Annotated in this window: 17 protein-coding genes; 11 read left to right on the top strand and 6 right to left on the bottom strand. The window is 66.7% G+C overall.

All coding sequences use genetic code 11. The features are described from left to right. Positions 1 to 136 precede the first annotated feature (136 nt). Together xrtV and epsI are read left to right on the top strand one after the other, a co-directional pair. Positions 137 to 985, top strand: coding sequence for an exosortase V (xrtV, locus tag AC1RM6_RS01030; RefSeq protein WP_493097727.1), 849 nt, complete (start codon positions 137 to 139; stop codon positions 983 to 985). Further along, positions 982 to 1728, top strand: a complete 747-nt coding sequence (epsI, locus tag AC1RM6_RS01025; RefSeq protein WP_493097726.1) for an exosortase-associated protein EpsI, V-type — start codon at positions 982 to 984, stop codon at positions 1726 to 1728. Before xrtV ends, epsI begins: the two co-directional genes overlap by 4 nt. A gap of 27 nt (positions 1729 to 1755) precedes the next feature. On the opposite strand, the gene AC1RM6_RS01020 is transcribed toward epsI, so the two are convergent. Next, positions 1756 to 2142 carry a VOC family protein gene (locus AC1RM6_RS01020; protein ID WP_493097725.1) on the bottom strand — a complete coding sequence of 129 codons (387 nt, stop codon included), beginning with the start codon at positions 2140 to 2142 and terminating at the stop codon, positions 1756 to 1758. 135 nt (positions 2143 to 2277) lie between these two features. Between AC1RM6_RS01020 and AC1RM6_RS01015 the strand changes: the two genes are divergently transcribed. Further along, the gene (locus tag AC1RM6_RS01015; protein WP_493099490.1) at positions 2278 to 3042 is read left to right on the top strand and encodes an AraC family transcriptional regulator; all 765 of its coding nucleotides are present in this window, start codon (positions 2278 to 2280) and stop codon (positions 3040 to 3042) included. Here AC1RM6_RS01015 and AC1RM6_RS01010 read toward each other — a convergent pair. After that, positions 2999 to 3265 carry an XrtV sorting system accessory protein gene (locus AC1RM6_RS01010; RefSeq protein WP_493097724.1) on the bottom strand — a complete coding sequence of 89 codons (267 nt, stop codon included), beginning with the start codon at positions 3263 to 3265 and terminating at the stop codon, positions 2999 to 3001. The two genes, AC1RM6_RS01015 and AC1RM6_RS01010, sit on opposite strands and share 44 nt — an antisense overlap. 121 nt (positions 3266 to 3386) lie before the next feature. Between AC1RM6_RS01010 and AC1RM6_RS01005 the strand changes: the two genes are divergently transcribed. After that, positions 3387 to 4313, top strand: coding sequence for a SurA N-terminal domain-containing protein (locus AC1RM6_RS01005; RefSeq protein WP_493097723.1), 927 nt, complete (start codon positions 3387 to 3389; stop codon positions 4311 to 4313). Between the two features lie 33 nt (positions 4314 to 4346). On the opposite strand, the gene AC1RM6_RS01000 is transcribed toward AC1RM6_RS01005, so the two are convergent. Continuing rightward, positions 4347 to 5813, bottom strand: a complete 1467-nt coding sequence (locus tag AC1RM6_RS01000) for an undecaprenyl-phosphate glucose phosphotransferase (RefSeq protein ID WP_493097722.1) — start codon at positions 5811 to 5813, stop codon at positions 4347 to 4349. A gap of 24 nt (positions 5814 to 5837) precedes the next feature. Further along, positions 5838 to 7466 carry a tetratricopeptide repeat protein gene (locus AC1RM6_RS00995; RefSeq protein ID WP_493097721.1) on the bottom strand — a complete coding sequence of 543 codons (1629 nt, stop codon included), beginning with the start codon at positions 7464 to 7466 and terminating at the stop codon, positions 5838 to 5840. Between the two features lie 136 nt (positions 7467 to 7602). Here AC1RM6_RS00995 and AC1RM6_RS00990 point away from each other — a divergent pair, with 136 nt between their 5' ends. Further along, the gene (locus AC1RM6_RS00990; protein ID WP_493097720.1) at positions 7603 to 8622 is read left to right on the top strand and encodes a glycosyltransferase family 2 protein; all 1020 of its coding nucleotides are present in this window, start codon (positions 7603 to 7605) and stop codon (positions 8620 to 8622) included. Then, positions 8619 to 9737 carry a glycosyltransferase family 2 protein gene (locus AC1RM6_RS00985; RefSeq protein WP_493097719.1) on the top strand — a complete coding sequence of 373 codons (1119 nt, stop codon included), beginning with the start codon at positions 8619 to 8621 and terminating at the stop codon, positions 9735 to 9737. Before AC1RM6_RS00990 ends, AC1RM6_RS00985 begins: the two co-directional genes overlap by 4 nt. A gap of 4 nt (positions 9738 to 9741) precedes the next feature. On the opposite strand, the gene AC1RM6_RS00980 is transcribed toward AC1RM6_RS00985, so the two are convergent. Both AC1RM6_RS00980 and AC1RM6_RS00975 read right to left on the bottom strand, forming a co-directional pair. Beyond that, the gene (locus AC1RM6_RS00980) at positions 9742 to 11124 is read right to left on the bottom strand and encodes an oligosaccharide flippase family protein (RefSeq protein ID WP_493097718.1); all 1383 of its coding nucleotides are present in this window, start codon (positions 11122 to 11124) and stop codon (positions 9742 to 9744) included. Next, the gene (locus tag AC1RM6_RS00975) at positions 11121 to 12629 is read right to left on the bottom strand and encodes a hypothetical protein (protein WP_493097717.1); all 1509 of its coding nucleotides are present in this window, start codon (positions 12627 to 12629) and stop codon (positions 11121 to 11123) included. Before AC1RM6_RS00975 ends, AC1RM6_RS00980 begins: the two co-directional genes overlap by 4 nt. A 176-nt stretch (positions 12630 to 12805) precedes the next feature. On the opposite strand from AC1RM6_RS00975, the gene AC1RM6_RS00970 reads away from it, so the two are divergent. The 5 genes from AC1RM6_RS00970 (at position 12806) to AC1RM6_RS00950 (ending at position 15642) form a co-directional block, all read left to right on the top strand. Continuing rightward, a complete protein-coding gene (locus AC1RM6_RS00970) occupies positions 12806 to 13381 on the top strand; it encodes a NifU family protein (protein ID WP_493099488.1) in 576 nt (191 codons plus the stop codon). Between the two features lie 14 nt (positions 13382 to 13395). Then, positions 13396 to 14025, top strand: coding sequence for a tRNA (adenosine(37)-N6)-threonylcarbamoyltransferase complex dimerization subunit type 1 TsaB (tsaB, locus tag AC1RM6_RS00965; protein ID WP_493097716.1), 630 nt, complete (start codon positions 13396 to 13398; stop codon positions 14023 to 14025). After that, positions 14022 to 14510, top strand: coding sequence for a GNAT family N-acetyltransferase (locus AC1RM6_RS00960; protein WP_493097715.1), 489 nt, complete (start codon positions 14022 to 14024; stop codon positions 14508 to 14510). Before tsaB ends, AC1RM6_RS00960 begins: the two co-directional genes overlap by 4 nt. Positions 14511 to 14633: 123 nt before the next feature. Then, a complete protein-coding gene (locus AC1RM6_RS00955) occupies positions 14634 to 15047 on the top strand; it encodes a Ros/MucR family transcriptional regulator (protein WP_493097714.1) in 414 nt (137 codons plus the stop codon). Between the two features lie 175 nt (positions 15048 to 15222). Further along, the gene (locus AC1RM6_RS00950) at positions 15223 to 15642 is read left to right on the top strand and encodes a Fur family transcriptional regulator (RefSeq protein WP_493097713.1); all 420 of its coding nucleotides are present in this window, start codon (positions 15223 to 15225) and stop codon (positions 15640 to 15642) included. Positions 15643 to 15651 lie beyond the last annotated feature (9 nt).

Here is a 15651-nt window from a genome sequence, read left to right as displayed (position 1 = left end):
TATGGATACGCATCATGATATCCATCATATCGGGGTTAAGGTTGCGTAACCGGTGATGAAAATTCCCGCCGAAAATGTAAACAATGATCAAGCCGCCACGGCGCCCGGACGCTATGGGTTAACCGATCTGGCAAAGGTGGCGCGTGGTCTGAACGGCTATTGGCCGATGATCGTCGGCGCCCTGCTGCTCGCGCTGCCGACGATGTTCGACGTCGCCCGCGAAAACTGGTCGACCGAACAGGGCGCGCACGGTCCGATCGTGCTCGCCACCGCGCTCTGGCTGTTCTGGCGCCGCTGGCCCGAAATCCGCGACCGCCGCAAGCCCGGATCGCCGGGAATCGCCCTGCTCGGCGCACTGATCTTCGCGCCCATCTACATCGTCGCACGGATCATCGCGATCATCGAGATCGAGGGCTTCGCGATGTACGCGCTGATCGTCATCGGCCTCTATTTTCTGTTCGGATTCCAGGTGCTGAGGGCGATGTGGTTTCCGCTGGTCTACACATTGTTCATCTTCCCGCCGCCCGACACGGTGGTGGCGATGATCACCCAGCCGCTCAAGATCGGCATCTCGCAGGCGGCGATCTCGCTGCTCTATGCGCTGGGCTATCCGATCGCGGGGTCGGGGGTGACGATCAACATCGGCCAGTATCAGCTGCTGATCGCCGCCGCCTGCGCCGGCCTCAACTCGCTGATCAGTCTGTCGGCGATCGGCCTGTTCTACATCTATATCCGCCACAATGCGAACTGGCGCTATGCGGTGCTGCTGATGTTCGCGATCGTGCCGGTGGCGGTGCTCGCCAATTTCATCCGGGTGATCGTGCTGATCCTGATCACCTATCATATCGGCGACGGCGCGGCGCAGGGCTTCCTCCACAATTTCTCGGGGATCACCATGTTCCTGTTTTCGGTGCTCGGCATCTTCGCGGTCGATGCGCTGGCATCGCCGCTGCGCCGGCGCCTCGCCCGGAGCGGCCAGCGATGAGCGACGACGCCCTGCCCGCCACCGGCCCCGACGATGCCGCCACCGCGGAGCACCGGCTGATCAGCCGCCGCGCGCTGATCGCCGGCGGGACCTTCGCCACCGCCAGCCTGCTCGCCAATCTGCGCAGGCCCGACAAGCCGCTGCGCATGCTCGACAAGAGCGCGAAGCTCGAGGACATGATCCCGCGCAAGATCGCCGGCTGGGAATTCGAGGGCAAGGGCGGGCTGGTGCTGCCGCCCGAGGATTCGCTGCGCGACCGCATCTACAACCATCTGCTGACGCGCTATTATGCGTCGGCGTTCGACGTTCCGGTGATGCTGCTGATCGCCTATAGCGGGCAGCAGGACGGCATGCTGCAGGTCCACCGCCCCGAAGTCTGCTATCCGGCCGGCGGCTATAATCTGCTCGAAAACCATATCGAGCCGCTCGATGCCGGCGGCGGGCTGATCGTCCCCACCCATTATATCTCGGCGCGCAGCACCAGCCGCTACGAGCAGCTGATCTACTGGACCCGGATCGGCAATGCCTTCCCCGAGCGCTGGTGGCAGCAGCATGTCGCGGTCGCCGAGGAGAATCTGAAAGGCCGGGTGCCCGATGGCGTGCTCGTGCGGATGTCGACCGCGGCGCCGTCGGACAGGGATGCGATCGCGGTGCTGACCCGTTTCGCGCATGCGCTGTTCGCGCAGCTCTCGCCGCAGGCGCGCCGGGTATTGTTCGGCGATGCCGGGGTGCGCCACGGCTGATCCCCACCCCGCCCCTGATACCAGCGATCAGGTGTGCGGCGGCGTCTCATATTGCATCGCACCGATGTCGTTGCCCTCGGTATCGAGGAAACGGATCAGCGTGCCGACGGTCGGGATCGTCGATTTCGGATAGACGATCGTACCGCCATGCGCCTCGACCAGCGCGGCGATCGCATCGACATCGTCGACCGAGAAGCTGGGCTCGACCCCATTGAGACCCGTGCCGGTGCGCGGCTCGTGCCGTTTGTGCATCAGCCCCTGGATTCCCGGCGAAGCCTCGTCGCCGGTGTGGATCAGATAGAAGCCCGGCGGCCCCCACGGTTCGAACACCCAGCCGAACACCGCCTCGTAAAAGGTGCGGGCGCGATCGACATCGTCGACATGGATCGCGAAGGAGGCGAGATTATTGGGCATGATGGGGCTCCCGGTTCGGTGATCGGTCGGCGATGAGCTAATCCGGCTGGACGCACTGTCGCAATCCCTCCATTCTGCCAGACTATGTCGCAAAAGCGTCGCAGCGTCGCGGATGAAGCATATTTCCTCGTGCGGATGGGGGCATCGGACCATCGGCCGGGCACGCTGCTGGGCGAGCATAGCCACGACTGGCACCAGCTCGCGCTCGTCACCCATGGCCTGATGACGGTGTCGACCGAAGCCGGATCCTGGGTCGCGCCGCCGAGCGTGGCGATCTGGATTCCGGGGGGCATCCGCCACGATATCCGCTTCATCGGCGCCAGCCGGCTGCGCACGGCATGGTTCCCGCCCGACCGGCCCGCCACCCGGCCGCTCCAGTGCAGCGCGGTGACGGTCTCGCCGCTGCTCGCCGAACTGATGCAGCGTGCGTCCGAACTGGGCATGCTCGATGAGCGCGTGCCGGTCGAGCATGCGATCGCGACGCTGATCGACGCCGAGTTCGCCCGGTCGGACATTCCGCCCTTCACCCTGCCCCAGCCGCGCGACCGTGCGACGAGCGAGGCCGCCCGGCTCATCGCCGACGGCGTCGCCGCGGCGTGGAGCATCGATCGGCTGGCCAAGGCGGTCGGACTGAGCGGCCGCAGCCTCGAACGGCGCTTTCGCGAGGAGACCGGGATGAGCCCGGGCCGGTGGCGCCGGCAATATGCGATGCTCACCGCGATCGAGCAGTTGGCCGCGGGCGAACCGATCAAGGCGGTCGCGGCGCTGGCCGGCTATGCCGGGCCGAGCGCCTTCGTCGCAGCGTTCCGAAACCAATTCGGGGTCACCCCCGGCCGCTATTTCGGCGGCGGTGCCCCTATTCGGTCGGGCGATCGAGCGGACGAAGCACGATCCAGATGAAGCCGAGGGTCGCGGCGATCACGACGACCCCACCGGCCTGGAGCAGCATGCTTCCTTCGCCCAGGCCGGTATTGCCGAGCCAGTTCGCGACCGCGCAGCCGACCGCCGCGACCAGATATTGCCAGAGCGAGTCGCGCTGAATCCGCTGGGTGGAGCGTTGCATGAACAGCACCACCAGCCCCGCGAAGATCGCAATCGAAACCCAATCGTAAACTGTTTCCAAATGACGGCTCCGGGGCGCGGATGGTTCCTTTATGGTTCCTTATAGGCTTGTCGCGTCACCCGGCAATCATGTAGCACAGCGCACAGTTCGCCGCATGACGCGGCACGACAAGGGGACGATTGTGCGCTTCAAGGCCATATTGCTCGGAACCGCGATCGGCGCCTCGCTGCTGCTGTCGGCGTGCGAAAAAGCCCCCAAGGGCCAGGTCGTCGCCGTGGTCAACGGCGAGGAGATCTCGCTGCAGGAGCTCAACGCCGAACTCGCCGGCATGCGGGTTCCCGACAGCGCCGACCGCAACAAGCTGCGGCGCGAGATCCTCGACCGGCTGGTCGAACGCAAGCTGATCGTCCAGAAGGCGCGCGAGCAGGGGATCGACAAGACCCCCGAATATATCAGCCAGCAGCGCCGGCTCGACGAAAACCTCCTCGTCTCGATGCTGGGCCAGAAGGTCGCGCAGACGGTGCCGATGCCCGACGATCGCGACGTGTCGCAATATATCGCCGACAATCCCACCTTGTTCGCGCAGCGCCAGCGGCTGCTGCTCGACCAGATCCAGTTCGAGGCGCCGAAGGACCTCAACCGGCTGATGGACCTGCGCGACGCGCATAGCCTCGATGCCATGGTCGTCGGCCTGCAGAAGCTCGGCGTCGGCTTCACCCGCGGCAAGGGGGTGATCGACACCGGCCGGCTCGACCCCGAGCTGATGAAGAAGATCAACGAGCTGCCGCCCGGCGAGCCGTTCGTGCTGCCGTCGAACGGCCAGTTCGTCGCCAGCGTCATCGTCGGCCGCGAAACGATCAGCGTCCCGACCCAGGTCGAGAAGCAGACCGCGACCGAACTCGTCCGGCGCAAGGCGCTGGTCCAGGAAAGCCGTGCGCAGATCACCCGCGCCCGCCAGGCCGCCGACATCAAATATCAGCCGGGCTTCGAACCGCTGCCCAAGAAGGCCCCCGCCGCCCCGGCGCCGGCCCCGGCGAAGCCCGCCCCGCCCGCTCCGCCGGCACCGGTCTATGTCCCGGCCGCCAACGGCGTCGCGCCCGCGCAATGACCCATATCGACCAGCTCCCATGGCGGGGGCTGGTCAATAGGCCCGCTTGTCCCAGGGCAGCTTGAAGATCGTCTCGAGGATGATCCGGACGTCGAGCATCAGCGACCAGTTCTCGATATAATAGAGATCGAGTTCGACCCGGCGCTTGGCGCGCTCGATGCTGTCGATCTCGCCCCGTAACCCGCGCACCTGCGCCAGGCCGGTGATGCCGGGCTTGACCCGGTGACGCGCCGCATAGTTGCGGACCGCATCGAAATAATAGCCGTCGCCGACCTTCATCATCGTCGCGTGCGGGCGCGGACCGACGATCGACATCTCGCCGACCAGGACATTGTAGAGCTGCGGCAATTCGTCGATCGAGGTCCGCCGGATGAACCGGCCGACCAGCGTGACCCGCGCATCGCGGGGCACCGTGCGCTGGGCGCCGCTCACATCCTGGCGATCGACATGCATCGACCGGAACTTGATCACCTCGATCTTGACGTTGTTGAAGCCGAAGCGCTGCTGGCGGAACAGCACCGGGCCCTTGCTGGTCAGCTTGATCGCGATCGCGGTCAGCAGGAAGACCGGCGACAGCAGCAGCAGCCCGACCGCCGCCAGCGCGCGGTCCTCGAGCGCCTTCACGATATGGTTCCAGTCGCGGATCGGCCGCTGCCACAGCGCGAACAGCGGCAGCGATCCGATGAAGCGCATGCTGTACTGGGTCGACAGGTCCATCGCCTCGCGCGGCATCAGACAGATGTCGACCGAGATGCGCTGGAGCCGCTCGGTGATCTCGTCGAGCCGCGCCTGGCTGATCATCGGCAGCGCGATGATCACCATGTCGACATCGCCGCGGCTCACCCGTTCGAGCAGCGCGTCCATCCCGCCGATGAAGGGGATGTTCCAGCCCGCAGGCGTCCCCACCCGGCTGCTGCGGCCGTCGGCGATGCCGACGATCGACAGATAGGGCAGCCGTTCGAGATCGAGCAGCCGCATCACCCGTTCGGAGGTCTGCTCCTCGGCGCCGTAGATGATGATGCGCTGGCCAATATAGCCGCCCTGGACGAGATGCCAGACGAGCTGGCGAACGACATAGCGGCTGACGAACAGCAGGGTGATGCAGATCAACGTGTAGAACAGCGCCAGCGGCACCGAGAAGCTCGGCGCCAGCCCCAATTGCCAGACGGTCGCGAACATCAGCAGCGCGGCGATCGTGAATTCGAACACGACCCCCTGGTCGCTGTCCTGGCCGCGTCCCATCGGGTTCGAATAGCTGTCGCGCGACAGCCGGATCAGCAGGAAATTGACCGTGATGATCACCGCGATGGTGACGTGCATCCCCATCAGATAGGCCTTGCCGCCCAGCGCCCGGTAGAGCAGCCCCGCGGCGATCGGTCCGATGCCGAGACAGGCGAGGTCGGCTGCGACCACGATCGAGGCGATCACATTGGCGGTGAAGCGATATTTGCGCGATCGCCGTTCGGCGTCGAGGCCATGGCCGTCGGAGCGTTTCAGCATCGGCGGCTCCCGCGGTCGCGGTGGTCAGGCATCGGCCATCGCCTCCTGCCGCGCGGCGACCGGCCGCGACGGCGGCGCCTTCGGGATCTTGTTCGGGGCCTTGTCGCGCTCGGGGCGGCGCATGGCGATCGCCGCGGTCAGCGCGGCCTTCGCCTTCGCGCCCGAACGCAGCTGCGGCAGCACCGCCAGCACCGTGTCGAGACAGCCCTGGTCCATCGCCTGCAGGCACAGATTGCCGCGCAGGACCCAGCCACCCAGCATCTTCTCGTTGCGGCTGGTGAAGGTGGCCGCGGCATCGATCGCCTGGCGCAGCCGTCCCGATCCCACCAGATAATCGCTATAGGCCCTGAGCAGCACCAGATCGTCCGACAGGTCGGTGGCGGCGCGGGCAAAGGCCGCGTCGGCGAGGATCCGTTCGCCGCGCAACGTGTAGATGCGCGCGATCACGATCGGCGCCTCGGCCATCTCGGGATTGTCGCGCGCGAGCAGTTGCGCGTCGGTCAACGCCTCGGCCAGCTTGCCCTGGTCGATGCCGATATTCACCCGCAGCAACAGCGCCTGCGGGTTGGTCTTGTCGAACGCCAGCAACTTTTCGACCAGTGCGCGCGCCTCGGCCTTGCGGCCCAGCGCGGATATCGCCGCGGCATAGACCACCCTGGCCTGGATATTGTCGGGGCCGATCGTCTCCTTGCCCAGATAGGGGCGCAGCATCGCCATCGCCTCGGCCGGGCGCCGCTGATCGACCGCCAGCTTGGCCAGCGCGATCCGGGTCCGGTCGGTTCCCGCCGCCGCGACATGGCGGATCTGGTCCATCCCGACGACATCGGGACCGAGCGCGGTCCACAGGTCGATCACCTGCTGCTGGGCAGCGTCGTCGCCCGGATGCGACCGCAGGATCGCATCGACCACCTGCAGCGCCCGTTCGGGCCGTTCGAATTCGTACATTTCGCGGGCATGCTCGATGCCGAGTTCGACGCTCTGCGGGTCGTGGATCGCCAGCCGGCCATAGGTCCGGTCGACCCCGTCGGCATCGTTGAGCCCGCGATAGAAGTCGAGCAGCACCACCAGCTTGGGCACGCTCTCGCCCTGTTCGGCGATCGCCTTGCCGATCTGGTCGATCGCCGGCGCGGTCTCGCCCTGCGCGAACCGGGCGCGCGACATCAGGATCGAGCCGCCCTCGTTGCGCCGATCGACCCCGAGCATCGACGCCGCGATCTGCCGGGCCGCGTCATAGTCGCCATGATCGTAATCGACCGACCCCTTGACGAACAGCATCCGCAGGTTGCGCGGTTCGCGCGCCAGCATCTTGTCGGCATATTTGGCGGCATCGTCGGGCTTGCCCCCCGAATAGGACAGCTCGGCGACCGCCTGCAGCGCCTCGGCATTTTCGGGCTCGAGTTCGAGTGCGCGGGTATAGGCCGAATAGGCGGGCAGATAATGCGACGATCCGAGTTCGACCCGGCCGAGCTTGTTCCAATATTCGGCGATATCGTCGCGGATCGCGAGCGCCCGCTTGATCTCGACCCGCGCTCCGTAGAGATCGCGCTGGGCATAGCGGATTTCGAAGCGCGCGACCGCCTTGGCGGCCTTTTCGTCGGGGGAACCACAGGCGGCAAGCGCGACAAGGACGGCAAACCCCGAGGTTCGCGCCACGCCCGGCCATCGTCTTAACAAGCGGTTACTCATCCGAACCAAGCTTAACCAATATTCGGGCGGCATCCAGCGCCAGTTTGTCAAATCGGCGCCCGGCACTCGTCATCATCGGCGCGATCGGCTAGCTGATCGCCCTATGACAGACGAGATCGGACAGCAACGGATCGAGCGGCTGGCGGCGATCGTGATCGGCCGCAACGAAGGCGAGCGCCTCGACCGTGCGCTGCGATCGATCGATGTGCGCCCGCTGATCTACGTCGATTCCGGATCGACCGACGGCAGTGCCGAGCGCGCGGCGGCGCTCGGGGCGATCGTGGTCGCGCTCGACCCCGCCGAAGGCTTCACCGCCGCCCGCGCGCGCAATGCCGGCCTCGCCAGGCTCGCCGAACTGGGCGAACCGCCGCTGTTCGTGCAGTTGATCGACGGCGATTGCGAATTGCAGCCCGGCTGGATCGACGCCGCCTTGGCGGCGATGGCGGCCGATGACGGGCTGGCGGTCGTGTTCGGCCGCCGGCGCGAGCGCTTTCCCGACGCCAGCGCCTATAATTGGATGTGCGATGTCGAATGGGCGGTCCCGCCCGGCCCCGCCGATGCGTTCGGCGGCGACGCGCTGATCCGCCATGCGGCGATCGCCCAGGTTCAGGGCTATCGCGCGACGATGATCGCCGGCGAGGAGCCCGAACTGGCGATAAGGCTGCGCGCGGCCGGCTGGCGGCTCGCGTGCATCGATGCCGAGATGACCCTCCACGACGCGGCGATCACCGGCTTCGGCCAATGGTGGCGCCGCACCGCGCGCGGCGGCCATGCCTTTGCCGAACTGGCATCGCTGCATCCGCGCAGCCGCTATCGGCGCAATGTGCTGCGCGCTTTGTTCTGGGGTGGGTTGCTGCCGCTGGTCTTCGTCGGCGGCCATCTGAGCGGCACCAAGGCGGGCGCGCAGGTCGCCGGGCTGGCGGTGCTGCTGACCATCGCCCAGTTGATCCGGCTGGTCGCGCGCGAGGGGCTGCGCTTCCCGATCGGCCAGGCGATCAACGCCGCGACCTTCCTGCTGATCGGCAAATATGCCGAGACGCTCGGGATCGCCCGCTTCCACTGGCAGCGGCTGACCGGCCGGCGGGCGCGCCTCATCGAATATAAGCGGCCCGATCCGGCATGATCGTCGCCTGGATCGGACTGACCTGCGTCGCGGTTCCGACGCTCGTCTTCGCGATCGAGACGGTGGCCGGACTGCGCCCGCTGCCCGCACCCGACCTTTCCGGCGATCCGGGCGAGGTCGTGGTCGTTGTTCCCGCGCATGACGAGGAAGCGGGCATCGCCGCGACCCTCGCCGGCCTCGCTGGCACGCGCCTGCTCGTCGTCGCCGACAATTGCCGCGATGCCACCGCCGATGTCGCCCGCCTGGCCGGCGCCGAGACGATCGAGCGGATCGACCCGGCCGCCCGCGGCAAGGGCCATGCGCTCGCCTTCGCCCGCGACCATCTCAAGGCCGCGCCGCCGCGAACGGTGATCGTCGTCGATGCCGACTGCAGCGCCACGCGCGACGATATCGGCCGGCTGGCGCGCGCGGCCGCCGCTGCCGGCAAGCCGGTCCAGGCGAGCTATCTGCTGCGCCCGCGCGCCGACGCCGGGGCGATCGCCGAGGTTTCTGGCTTCGCCTTCCTCGTCAAGAATCTGGTCCGGCAGCGCGGTCTCGCGCGGATCGGGGCGCCGGCGATCCTGACCGGATCGGGCATGGCCTTTCCCTGGCCGGTCTTCGCCGCGGCCCCGCTTGCGACCGGCGATACCGTCGAGGATCTGGTGATCGGGATCGCACTCAGCCGGATGGGGCACGCCCCGCGCTTTATCGACCGGGTGACGATCTGGTCGGATCCCAGCAGCAGCGGCGGCACCTTCGAGCAGCGCCGCCGCTGGGAACAGGGATTTCTCGCCACCGCCCGCCGCCAGGCACCGGCGCTGATCGCCGGCGGCCGGCCCGCACAGATCTGGCTCGGGCTGCATCTGCTGGTCCCGCCGCTGGCGTTGCTGGTGCTGATCCAATTGCTAACGATACCGATACTGGCGGTGCTTTCGAAAGCGGCGGCGCTCGCCGCGATCGCACTGACGGGACTGACCGCGGCGGTGGTGCTCGCGGCGTGGCTGGCCGAGGGGCGCGAACAGATGCGGATGCGGACGCTGATCCGCCTGCCCTTCTACATCGCCTGGAAGCTGCCGATCTATATCGGCGCGCTGCTCGGCCGCGAACGGCGCTGGACCCGGACCCGGCGCGATTGAACGATCAATATATCTCGAAGGCGCGGGCGATCACCTGCGGCACCGTCAGGACGCTGACCGCAGCCCCCGCCGCGAAGGTCGCGGCCAGCACCGCATAATAGACCGCCAGCGGCCGGAAGCGCAGCAGATGCGCGCGCTGCAGCAGCACCGCAAAATAGAGCAGGGTGCCGAGTTCGGCGGCGACCAGCGCCACCGGCACCGACAGCACCCCGAGCCGCGCATAGAGTGCGAGCACCAGCCCCGCGAACAGCACCGCGCGCAGGATGTTCGAGTGGAGCATCGTCGCGGTCCGCCCGATCGCGAACAGCGCCTGCGAACTCGCGAAACTGTCGAGATCGAGCGCGTTGCGGACCAGCAGGATCGACAACAGCAGCCAGCCATGTTCGTAACGATGGTCGAACAGCAGCGCGAAGATCAGCGGCGCGAGCCCCGCCGCGAAGCCGAAGGTGGCGAACATCAGCGGATAGATGCGCCGGCGCGCGCCATAATAGACGGCGACGAGCGCGGCAGGGTCTTCGCGCCATGTCCGGGACACCAGCGGGAAGAGATAGCGCTGCACATAGTTGCGACCGAACGGCAGCGTCGCCAGCGCGAAATTGGTCGCGAGCATGTAGATGCCGAACTCGCCGAGCGAAAACAGCCGCGCAAAGACGACCTTGTCCGACTGGGTGATCAGCAGGGTGACGATCGTCGACGCGAGGATCACCCGCGAATAGCCGAAAAATTCGCGCGCGATCGCGCGGTCGAAGCGGATGCGCGAGGGGGTGCGCAGCAATATCATGGTGAGCAGCACCCGCGCGGCGTTGCCGGCATAGAGGCCGATGACGAGCGCCATATAGTCGCGGATGACGAAGGCGAAGCCGATATTGACCGCGATCTGGACGATCAGCGAACCAAGTTCGATCGCGCAACCGATCCGCACCTTGCCCTCGCGCTGCGCCAGCAGCGCCGACATCGGGGTGAGCGCATAGGCCAGGAACAAGGGCGCGCAGACCGCGATCGGCCACGCCATCTCCGGCTTGCCGAGAAAGGCGGCGACCGGCACCGCCGCGGCGAGCATCACCAGCCCCTGCGCGGTCGCCTGCCCCAGACGGATCGTCCAGGCGACGTCGAGGACGCGCGGGTCGCCGCCATCGGGGTGGCCGACGACGAAATTTCCGAATCCCAGGTCGGACAGCATGTTGAGGATCGTCGTCACCGACGCGATCACCGCCATCACCCCGAAGATGCGCGGATCGAGCATATGGGTGAGCACGACATTGCTGCCGAGCCGCAGCACGATCGTCGCGGCGGTGAACGCCATCAGCATCGCTCCGGCCTCGTTGCGCAGCACGCCGCGCAAAAGGCCGCGCGCCCGCGCCGCCGCCGTCGCCGCCGGTCCGGTCATCGAATCGCGGGAAGCGGAAAGGGATCGGCCGGATCGACCGCTGCCGCGACCGGCGCCGCGAACGCCGCGGCGCGGCGATGGCGACGGGCCGCCTGCTCGATCTCGGCCCGGATCGCCACCAGCACCGCCACGCAGATCAGCGACAGCAGCATCGGCATACCCCAGGCGCCGGCGCCGAAACCCTCGACCAGATAGGCGAACTGCATGCAGACGCAGGTCTGGGCGACGATGAGCTGCTCGCGCGACGGCTTCATCCGCACGAGCTTGCGGTAGATGAAGAAGCTGCTGCCGAGAAAAATCAGAAAGGGCACCAGCGAAACCAGTCCGCCGAGCACCGCGATTCCCAGATAGATATTGACCAGGTCGACGATGCCCTGCCCCTGCAGGAACTCGTCGAGTATGCCGAGACTGATCGCCTCGCGATAACCCAGGATGATATGATAGCCGAGCTTGGCCGGCAGTCCGGCCATCAGCGTGAGCCGGTAGGCGGTGGTCGACGATCCGTCGGCGCCCGAGAAATCGCTGAGCGCGACCACCGCCACCACCCCGACCGCGAGCATGCCGAACATCACCGCATAGCGGCCGCGCAGCAACTGCATCAGCACCAGGCCTGCCGCCAGACCGGCGAGCCCGGTGCGCGAAACGGTCGCGATCGTCCCGCCCAGGCAGAGCAGGCCGACGAGGATCACGCTGGTGCGCAGGCCGTAGATCAGCGTCAGCGCATAGGCTGCGATCGAGATCATCCCGAGCATCATGCTCGCCACCAGCGGATGGACATAAGGACCCGATGCACGGACCAGGCCGCTGCGCTGGAGCATCGTGCCGCCATAGTCGACCATCATGAACAGCCCCTTGAGCGGGCCGATACCCGCATAGAGCGGCCAGCCGCGGATCGTCTCGAAGATGCACACCGCGCCGGTCGCCGCACCCGCGAAGACCAGCAGCTTGAGCCAGAGTTCGGGCCGCTCGATCCGGCTGCGCGACACCACGAAATAGGTGAGCGCATAGGCGATGACATAGTTGACGAGATTACGCGCCGATCCGGTGATCGAATCGCGCAGCGACACGCAGATCCAGAAGGCCAGGAAGAACAGGATCAGATAGACGTCGCTGCGGTTCAGCCGGCGCGCCAGCCGGATGTCGGGGTTGAGCAGCCAGCCGGCCAGCATCGCGATCGCCATCGTCAGCGTCGGTCGGACCGGCGCGAAATAGGCGCCGCCGATCGCCAGATGCGGCGCCGCCGCCAGCGTCCAGCAACCGAGGAAGCAATAGGTGCCGACGATCGGCATCCGGCGGTCGACGCACATCAGCAGCAACAGCCCGAACAGCAGCTGCGACAGCATCAGCGACACGAAGCTGAGCGAGATGCAGGTGATCAGTGCCGCCACCATGGCCAGCTTGGCGATCGCCGCACGCTCCCAGTTCGACCGTGCGGTTTCGAGCATGATGACGGTCGTGAACGCCAGCAGGCCCAGCAGGACTATCGCACTCTTCCAGTAGAACATCCGCCGCCGATCGCCCGCCCTCTTCGTCGCATCATGCCAATATCGGCGACGCATTGCCACATAAGTCGCGCCGCACGATCCGGGTCGCGATCGAGCCTCCATGCTCCAAGCCCGGCTTAGGGACGATGAATGAGGATTTCCTTGATAGTGGACGCGCCAGACGCCACATGTCGGCCATGCTGATCGAAACCGAACCCACGCCCAATCCCGCGACCCTGAAATTCGCGCCCGGCCGCATCGTCATGGATACGGGCACGCGCGACTTCGCGGACTATGAAGAGGCCGCCGCCTCGCCGCTCGCCGAGGCGCTGTTCGCGCTCGGCGACGTCGAGGGCGTGTTCTTCGGCCGCGATTTCGTGTCGGTCACCGCGGCGCCCGGCGTCGAGTGGCGCGACCTGAAGCCGCAGGTGCTCGGGGTGCTGCTCGATCATTTCGCCGCGGACGCGCCGCTGTTCAGGGTCGGCAGCGCCGCCGGCATCGCCATCGACGACAGCGACGGCGACTTCGCCGACAATCCCGAGGATGCCGACATCATCGAGCAGATCAAGGATCTGATCGAAACGCGGGTGCGCCCGGCGGTGGCCAAGGATGGCGGCGACATCGTCTATCGCGGCTTCGACAAGGGCACGGTCTATCTGGGCATGCAGGGCGCCTGCTCGGGCTGCCCGTCCTCGTCGGCGACGCTCAAGCAGGGTATCGAGACGCTGCTCAAACATTATGTTCCCGAAGTGACAGAGGTCCGCGCCGCCTGAGCACCGAAGCGCCCATGCCCGTCCGACTGGTGATCGACACCGCGACCGCGGCCTGCTCGGTCGCCCTGATCGACGGCGATCGCATCATCGCCCAGACCCATGAGGTGGTCGGGCGCGGTCATGCCGAACGCCTGATGCCGATGATCGCAGCACTCCCCGACGGCGGCCGCGCCGACGCGATCCTCGTCGATTGCGGGCCGGGCAGCTTCACCGGAGTCAGGGTCGGGATCGCCACCGCCCGCGCGCTCGGCCTCGGCTGGGGGGTTCCGGTGCACGGCTATTCGTCGATGACGCTGATCGCCGCGGATGCCGCACAGCATATCCGGACCGGAGCAGGCGAACCGACGATCGCGGTCGCGCTGACCGGCGGACATGGCGAACTGTTCGTCCAGCGCTTCCGCGGCCGCCCGCTCGAGCCGATCGGCGCGGTGATATCGCTGCCGCCGGACGCCGCAGCGGCGGCGGTCGCCGAGACCGACGTCCACGGATCGGGCGCGGCGGTGCTGGTCGGGGCCCGCGGCCATGGCGAGGCGCACGATGTCCTGCCCCGTGCGGCATCGGCCGGACGCTTGCCGCCCGCCCTCGCCGCCCTGCCCGCCTCGCCGATCTACGGCCGCGACGCCGATGCGAAGCCCGCCGCATGACCTGCCCCGCCGCCCCTGGCCCGATCACGATATGCGAGGCCGGCCCCGAGGCCATCGACGAGATGATGGCGACGATGCGTACGGCGTTCGATCCCGGCTATGGCGAGGCGTGGACCGCGGCCCAGTCGCTGTCGATGATGACCATGCCGGGGGCCTGGCTGTCGCTGGCGAGGGTCGACGGACACCCCGCCGGCTTCGCGCTCAACCGCATGATCGTCGACGAAGCCGAGCTGCTGCTGCTTGCGGTCGACGCCACCTATCGCAGACAAGGCGTCGCAAGACTGTTAATCGACCGTACACGAGAGCTTGCGATCGCCCGTCATGCGACTCGCATTCACTTGGAAGTTCGCCATAACAACCCTGCTTATCATCTTTACGCAAATTGCGGATTCGCGCTGGTCGGCAGAAGAAAGAATTACTACCATGGCGCCGACGGCAGCAGCTATGACGCACTGACCTTGTCTTGTAGCCTGCAACCAGACTGATCTTCGCACGACTTCCCGCAAAGCCGTTGCATTCTGTTTCCAAAAGGAGCAGGGGGCGGACGTCGACACCCCTTGTCGAAGATATTTCATATTATTGCTTATTTGAAATAAAAGGGTTCGCATATGAATGACAATGTTGGCCTGTCGGAGACGCTGATCGCGCTTACGGCAGATATCGTGTCCGCGCATGTCAGCAACAACAGTGTCGCGGTGTCGGATCTTCCACTGCTGATCCAGAATGTTCACAATGCGCTGACGACGCTGGGCGACGAACTGGTCGAACCCGAAGTCAAGCCGGAGCCTGCTGTTTCGGTCCGTGCGTCGATCCGCCCCGATTACATCGTCTGCCTTGAAGACGGCAAGAAGCTGAAGATGCTCAAGCGGCATCTGATGACCCATTATCAGCTGACCCCGGAGCAGTATCGCGCCAAGTGGAACCTGCCCGCCGACTATCCGATGGTCGCACCCAACTATGCCGAGCAGCGGCGCTCGCTCGCCAAGAAGATCGGCCTCGGCACCAAGCGCCGCACGCGCTGACCGGACAAGGTCGATCGGGCATCGATCGGACAATGGGGCGCCGTCCACGCGGACGGCGCCTTTTCTCGCGCAAACCGGCCCCGGCGATTTTTCCGCCGCACTGCGGCTTCCTTTGGCGGCCGAAACCCTCTAGCCTTGGCACGCGCTGAACCATCCACCGCACGACAAGGCTGACATGAACCGCAAGATCGATATCGAGGCGCTGTGCGCCGAGAAAGGCCTCCGCATAACCGAACAGCGCCGCGTCATCGCGCGGGTGCTGTCGGATGCCGAGGATCATCCCGACGTCGAGGTCCTGCACCAGCGGTCCGCCGCGATCGATCCGGGCATCTCGATCGCCACCGTCTATCGCACGGTCCGGCTGTTCGAGGATGCCGGCATCCTCGAACGCCATGATTTCGGCGACGGCCGCGCCCGCTACGAGGCCGCCGCGGAGGCCCATCACGACCATCTGATCAACGTCGAGACCGGCGAAGTGATCGAGTTCGTCGATCCCGAGCTCGAAGAGTTGCAGCGCAAGATTTCCGAGCGGCTGGGTTACCGGCTGGTCGATCACCGCCTCGAACTCTACGGCGTCACCCTCGCCCGCAAGTAACAAGCGGGC

The sequence above is a fragment of the Rhizorhabdus sp. GW822-FHT03C02 genome, from assembly GCF_058801765.1.
Note: the sequence above shows the minus strand (reverse complement) of the source record. Positions and strands in the feature narration are given on the sequence as shown.

Coding starts and splice junctions, on each gene's coding strand:
- AC1RM6_RS00955 (WP_493097714.1), top strand. CDS start 14,634: ATGAATGACAATGTTGGCCTGTCGGAGACGCTGATCGCGCTTACGGCA.
- AC1RM6_RS01015 (WP_493099490.1), top strand. CDS start 2,278: ATGGGGGCATCGGACCATCGGCCGGGCACGCTGCTGGGCGAGCATAGC.
- AC1RM6_RS00985 (WP_493097719.1), top strand. CDS start 8,619: ATGATCGTCGCCTGGATCGGACTGACCTGCGTCGCGGTTCCGACGCTC.
- epsI (WP_493097726.1), top strand. CDS start 982: ATGAGCGACGACGCCCTGCCCGCCACCGGCCCCGACGATGCCGCCACC.
- AC1RM6_RS00990 (WP_493097720.1), top strand. CDS start 7,603: ATGACAGACGAGATCGGACAGCAACGGATCGAGCGGCTGGCGGCGATC.
- tsaB (WP_493097716.1), top strand. CDS start 13,396: ATGCCCGTCCGACTGGTGATCGACACCGCGACCGCGGCCTGCTCGGTC.
- AC1RM6_RS00970 (WP_493099488.1), top strand. CDS start 12,806: ATGCTGATCGAAACCGAACCCACGCCCAATCCCGCGACCCTGAAATTC.
- AC1RM6_RS01020 (WP_493097725.1), bottom strand. CDS start 2,142: ATGCCCAATAATCTCGCCTCCTTCGCGATCCATGTCGACGATGTCGAT.
- AC1RM6_RS00980 (WP_493097718.1), bottom strand. CDS start 11,124: ATGACCGGACCGGCGGCGACGGCGGCGGCGCGGGCGCGCGGCCTTTTG.
- AC1RM6_RS00960 (WP_493097715.1), top strand. CDS start 14,022: ATGACCTGCCCCGCCGCCCCTGGCCCGATCACGATATGCGAGGCCGGC.
- AC1RM6_RS00975 (WP_493097717.1), bottom strand. CDS start 12,629: ATGTTCTACTGGAAGAGTGCGATAGTCCTGCTGGGCCTGCTGGCGTTC.
- AC1RM6_RS00950 (WP_493097713.1), top strand. CDS start 15,223: ATGAACCGCAAGATCGATATCGAGGCGCTGTGCGCCGAGAAAGGCCTC.
- AC1RM6_RS01000 (WP_493097722.1), bottom strand. CDS start 5,813: ATGCTGAAACGCTCCGACGGCCATGGCCTCGACGCCGAACGGCGATCG.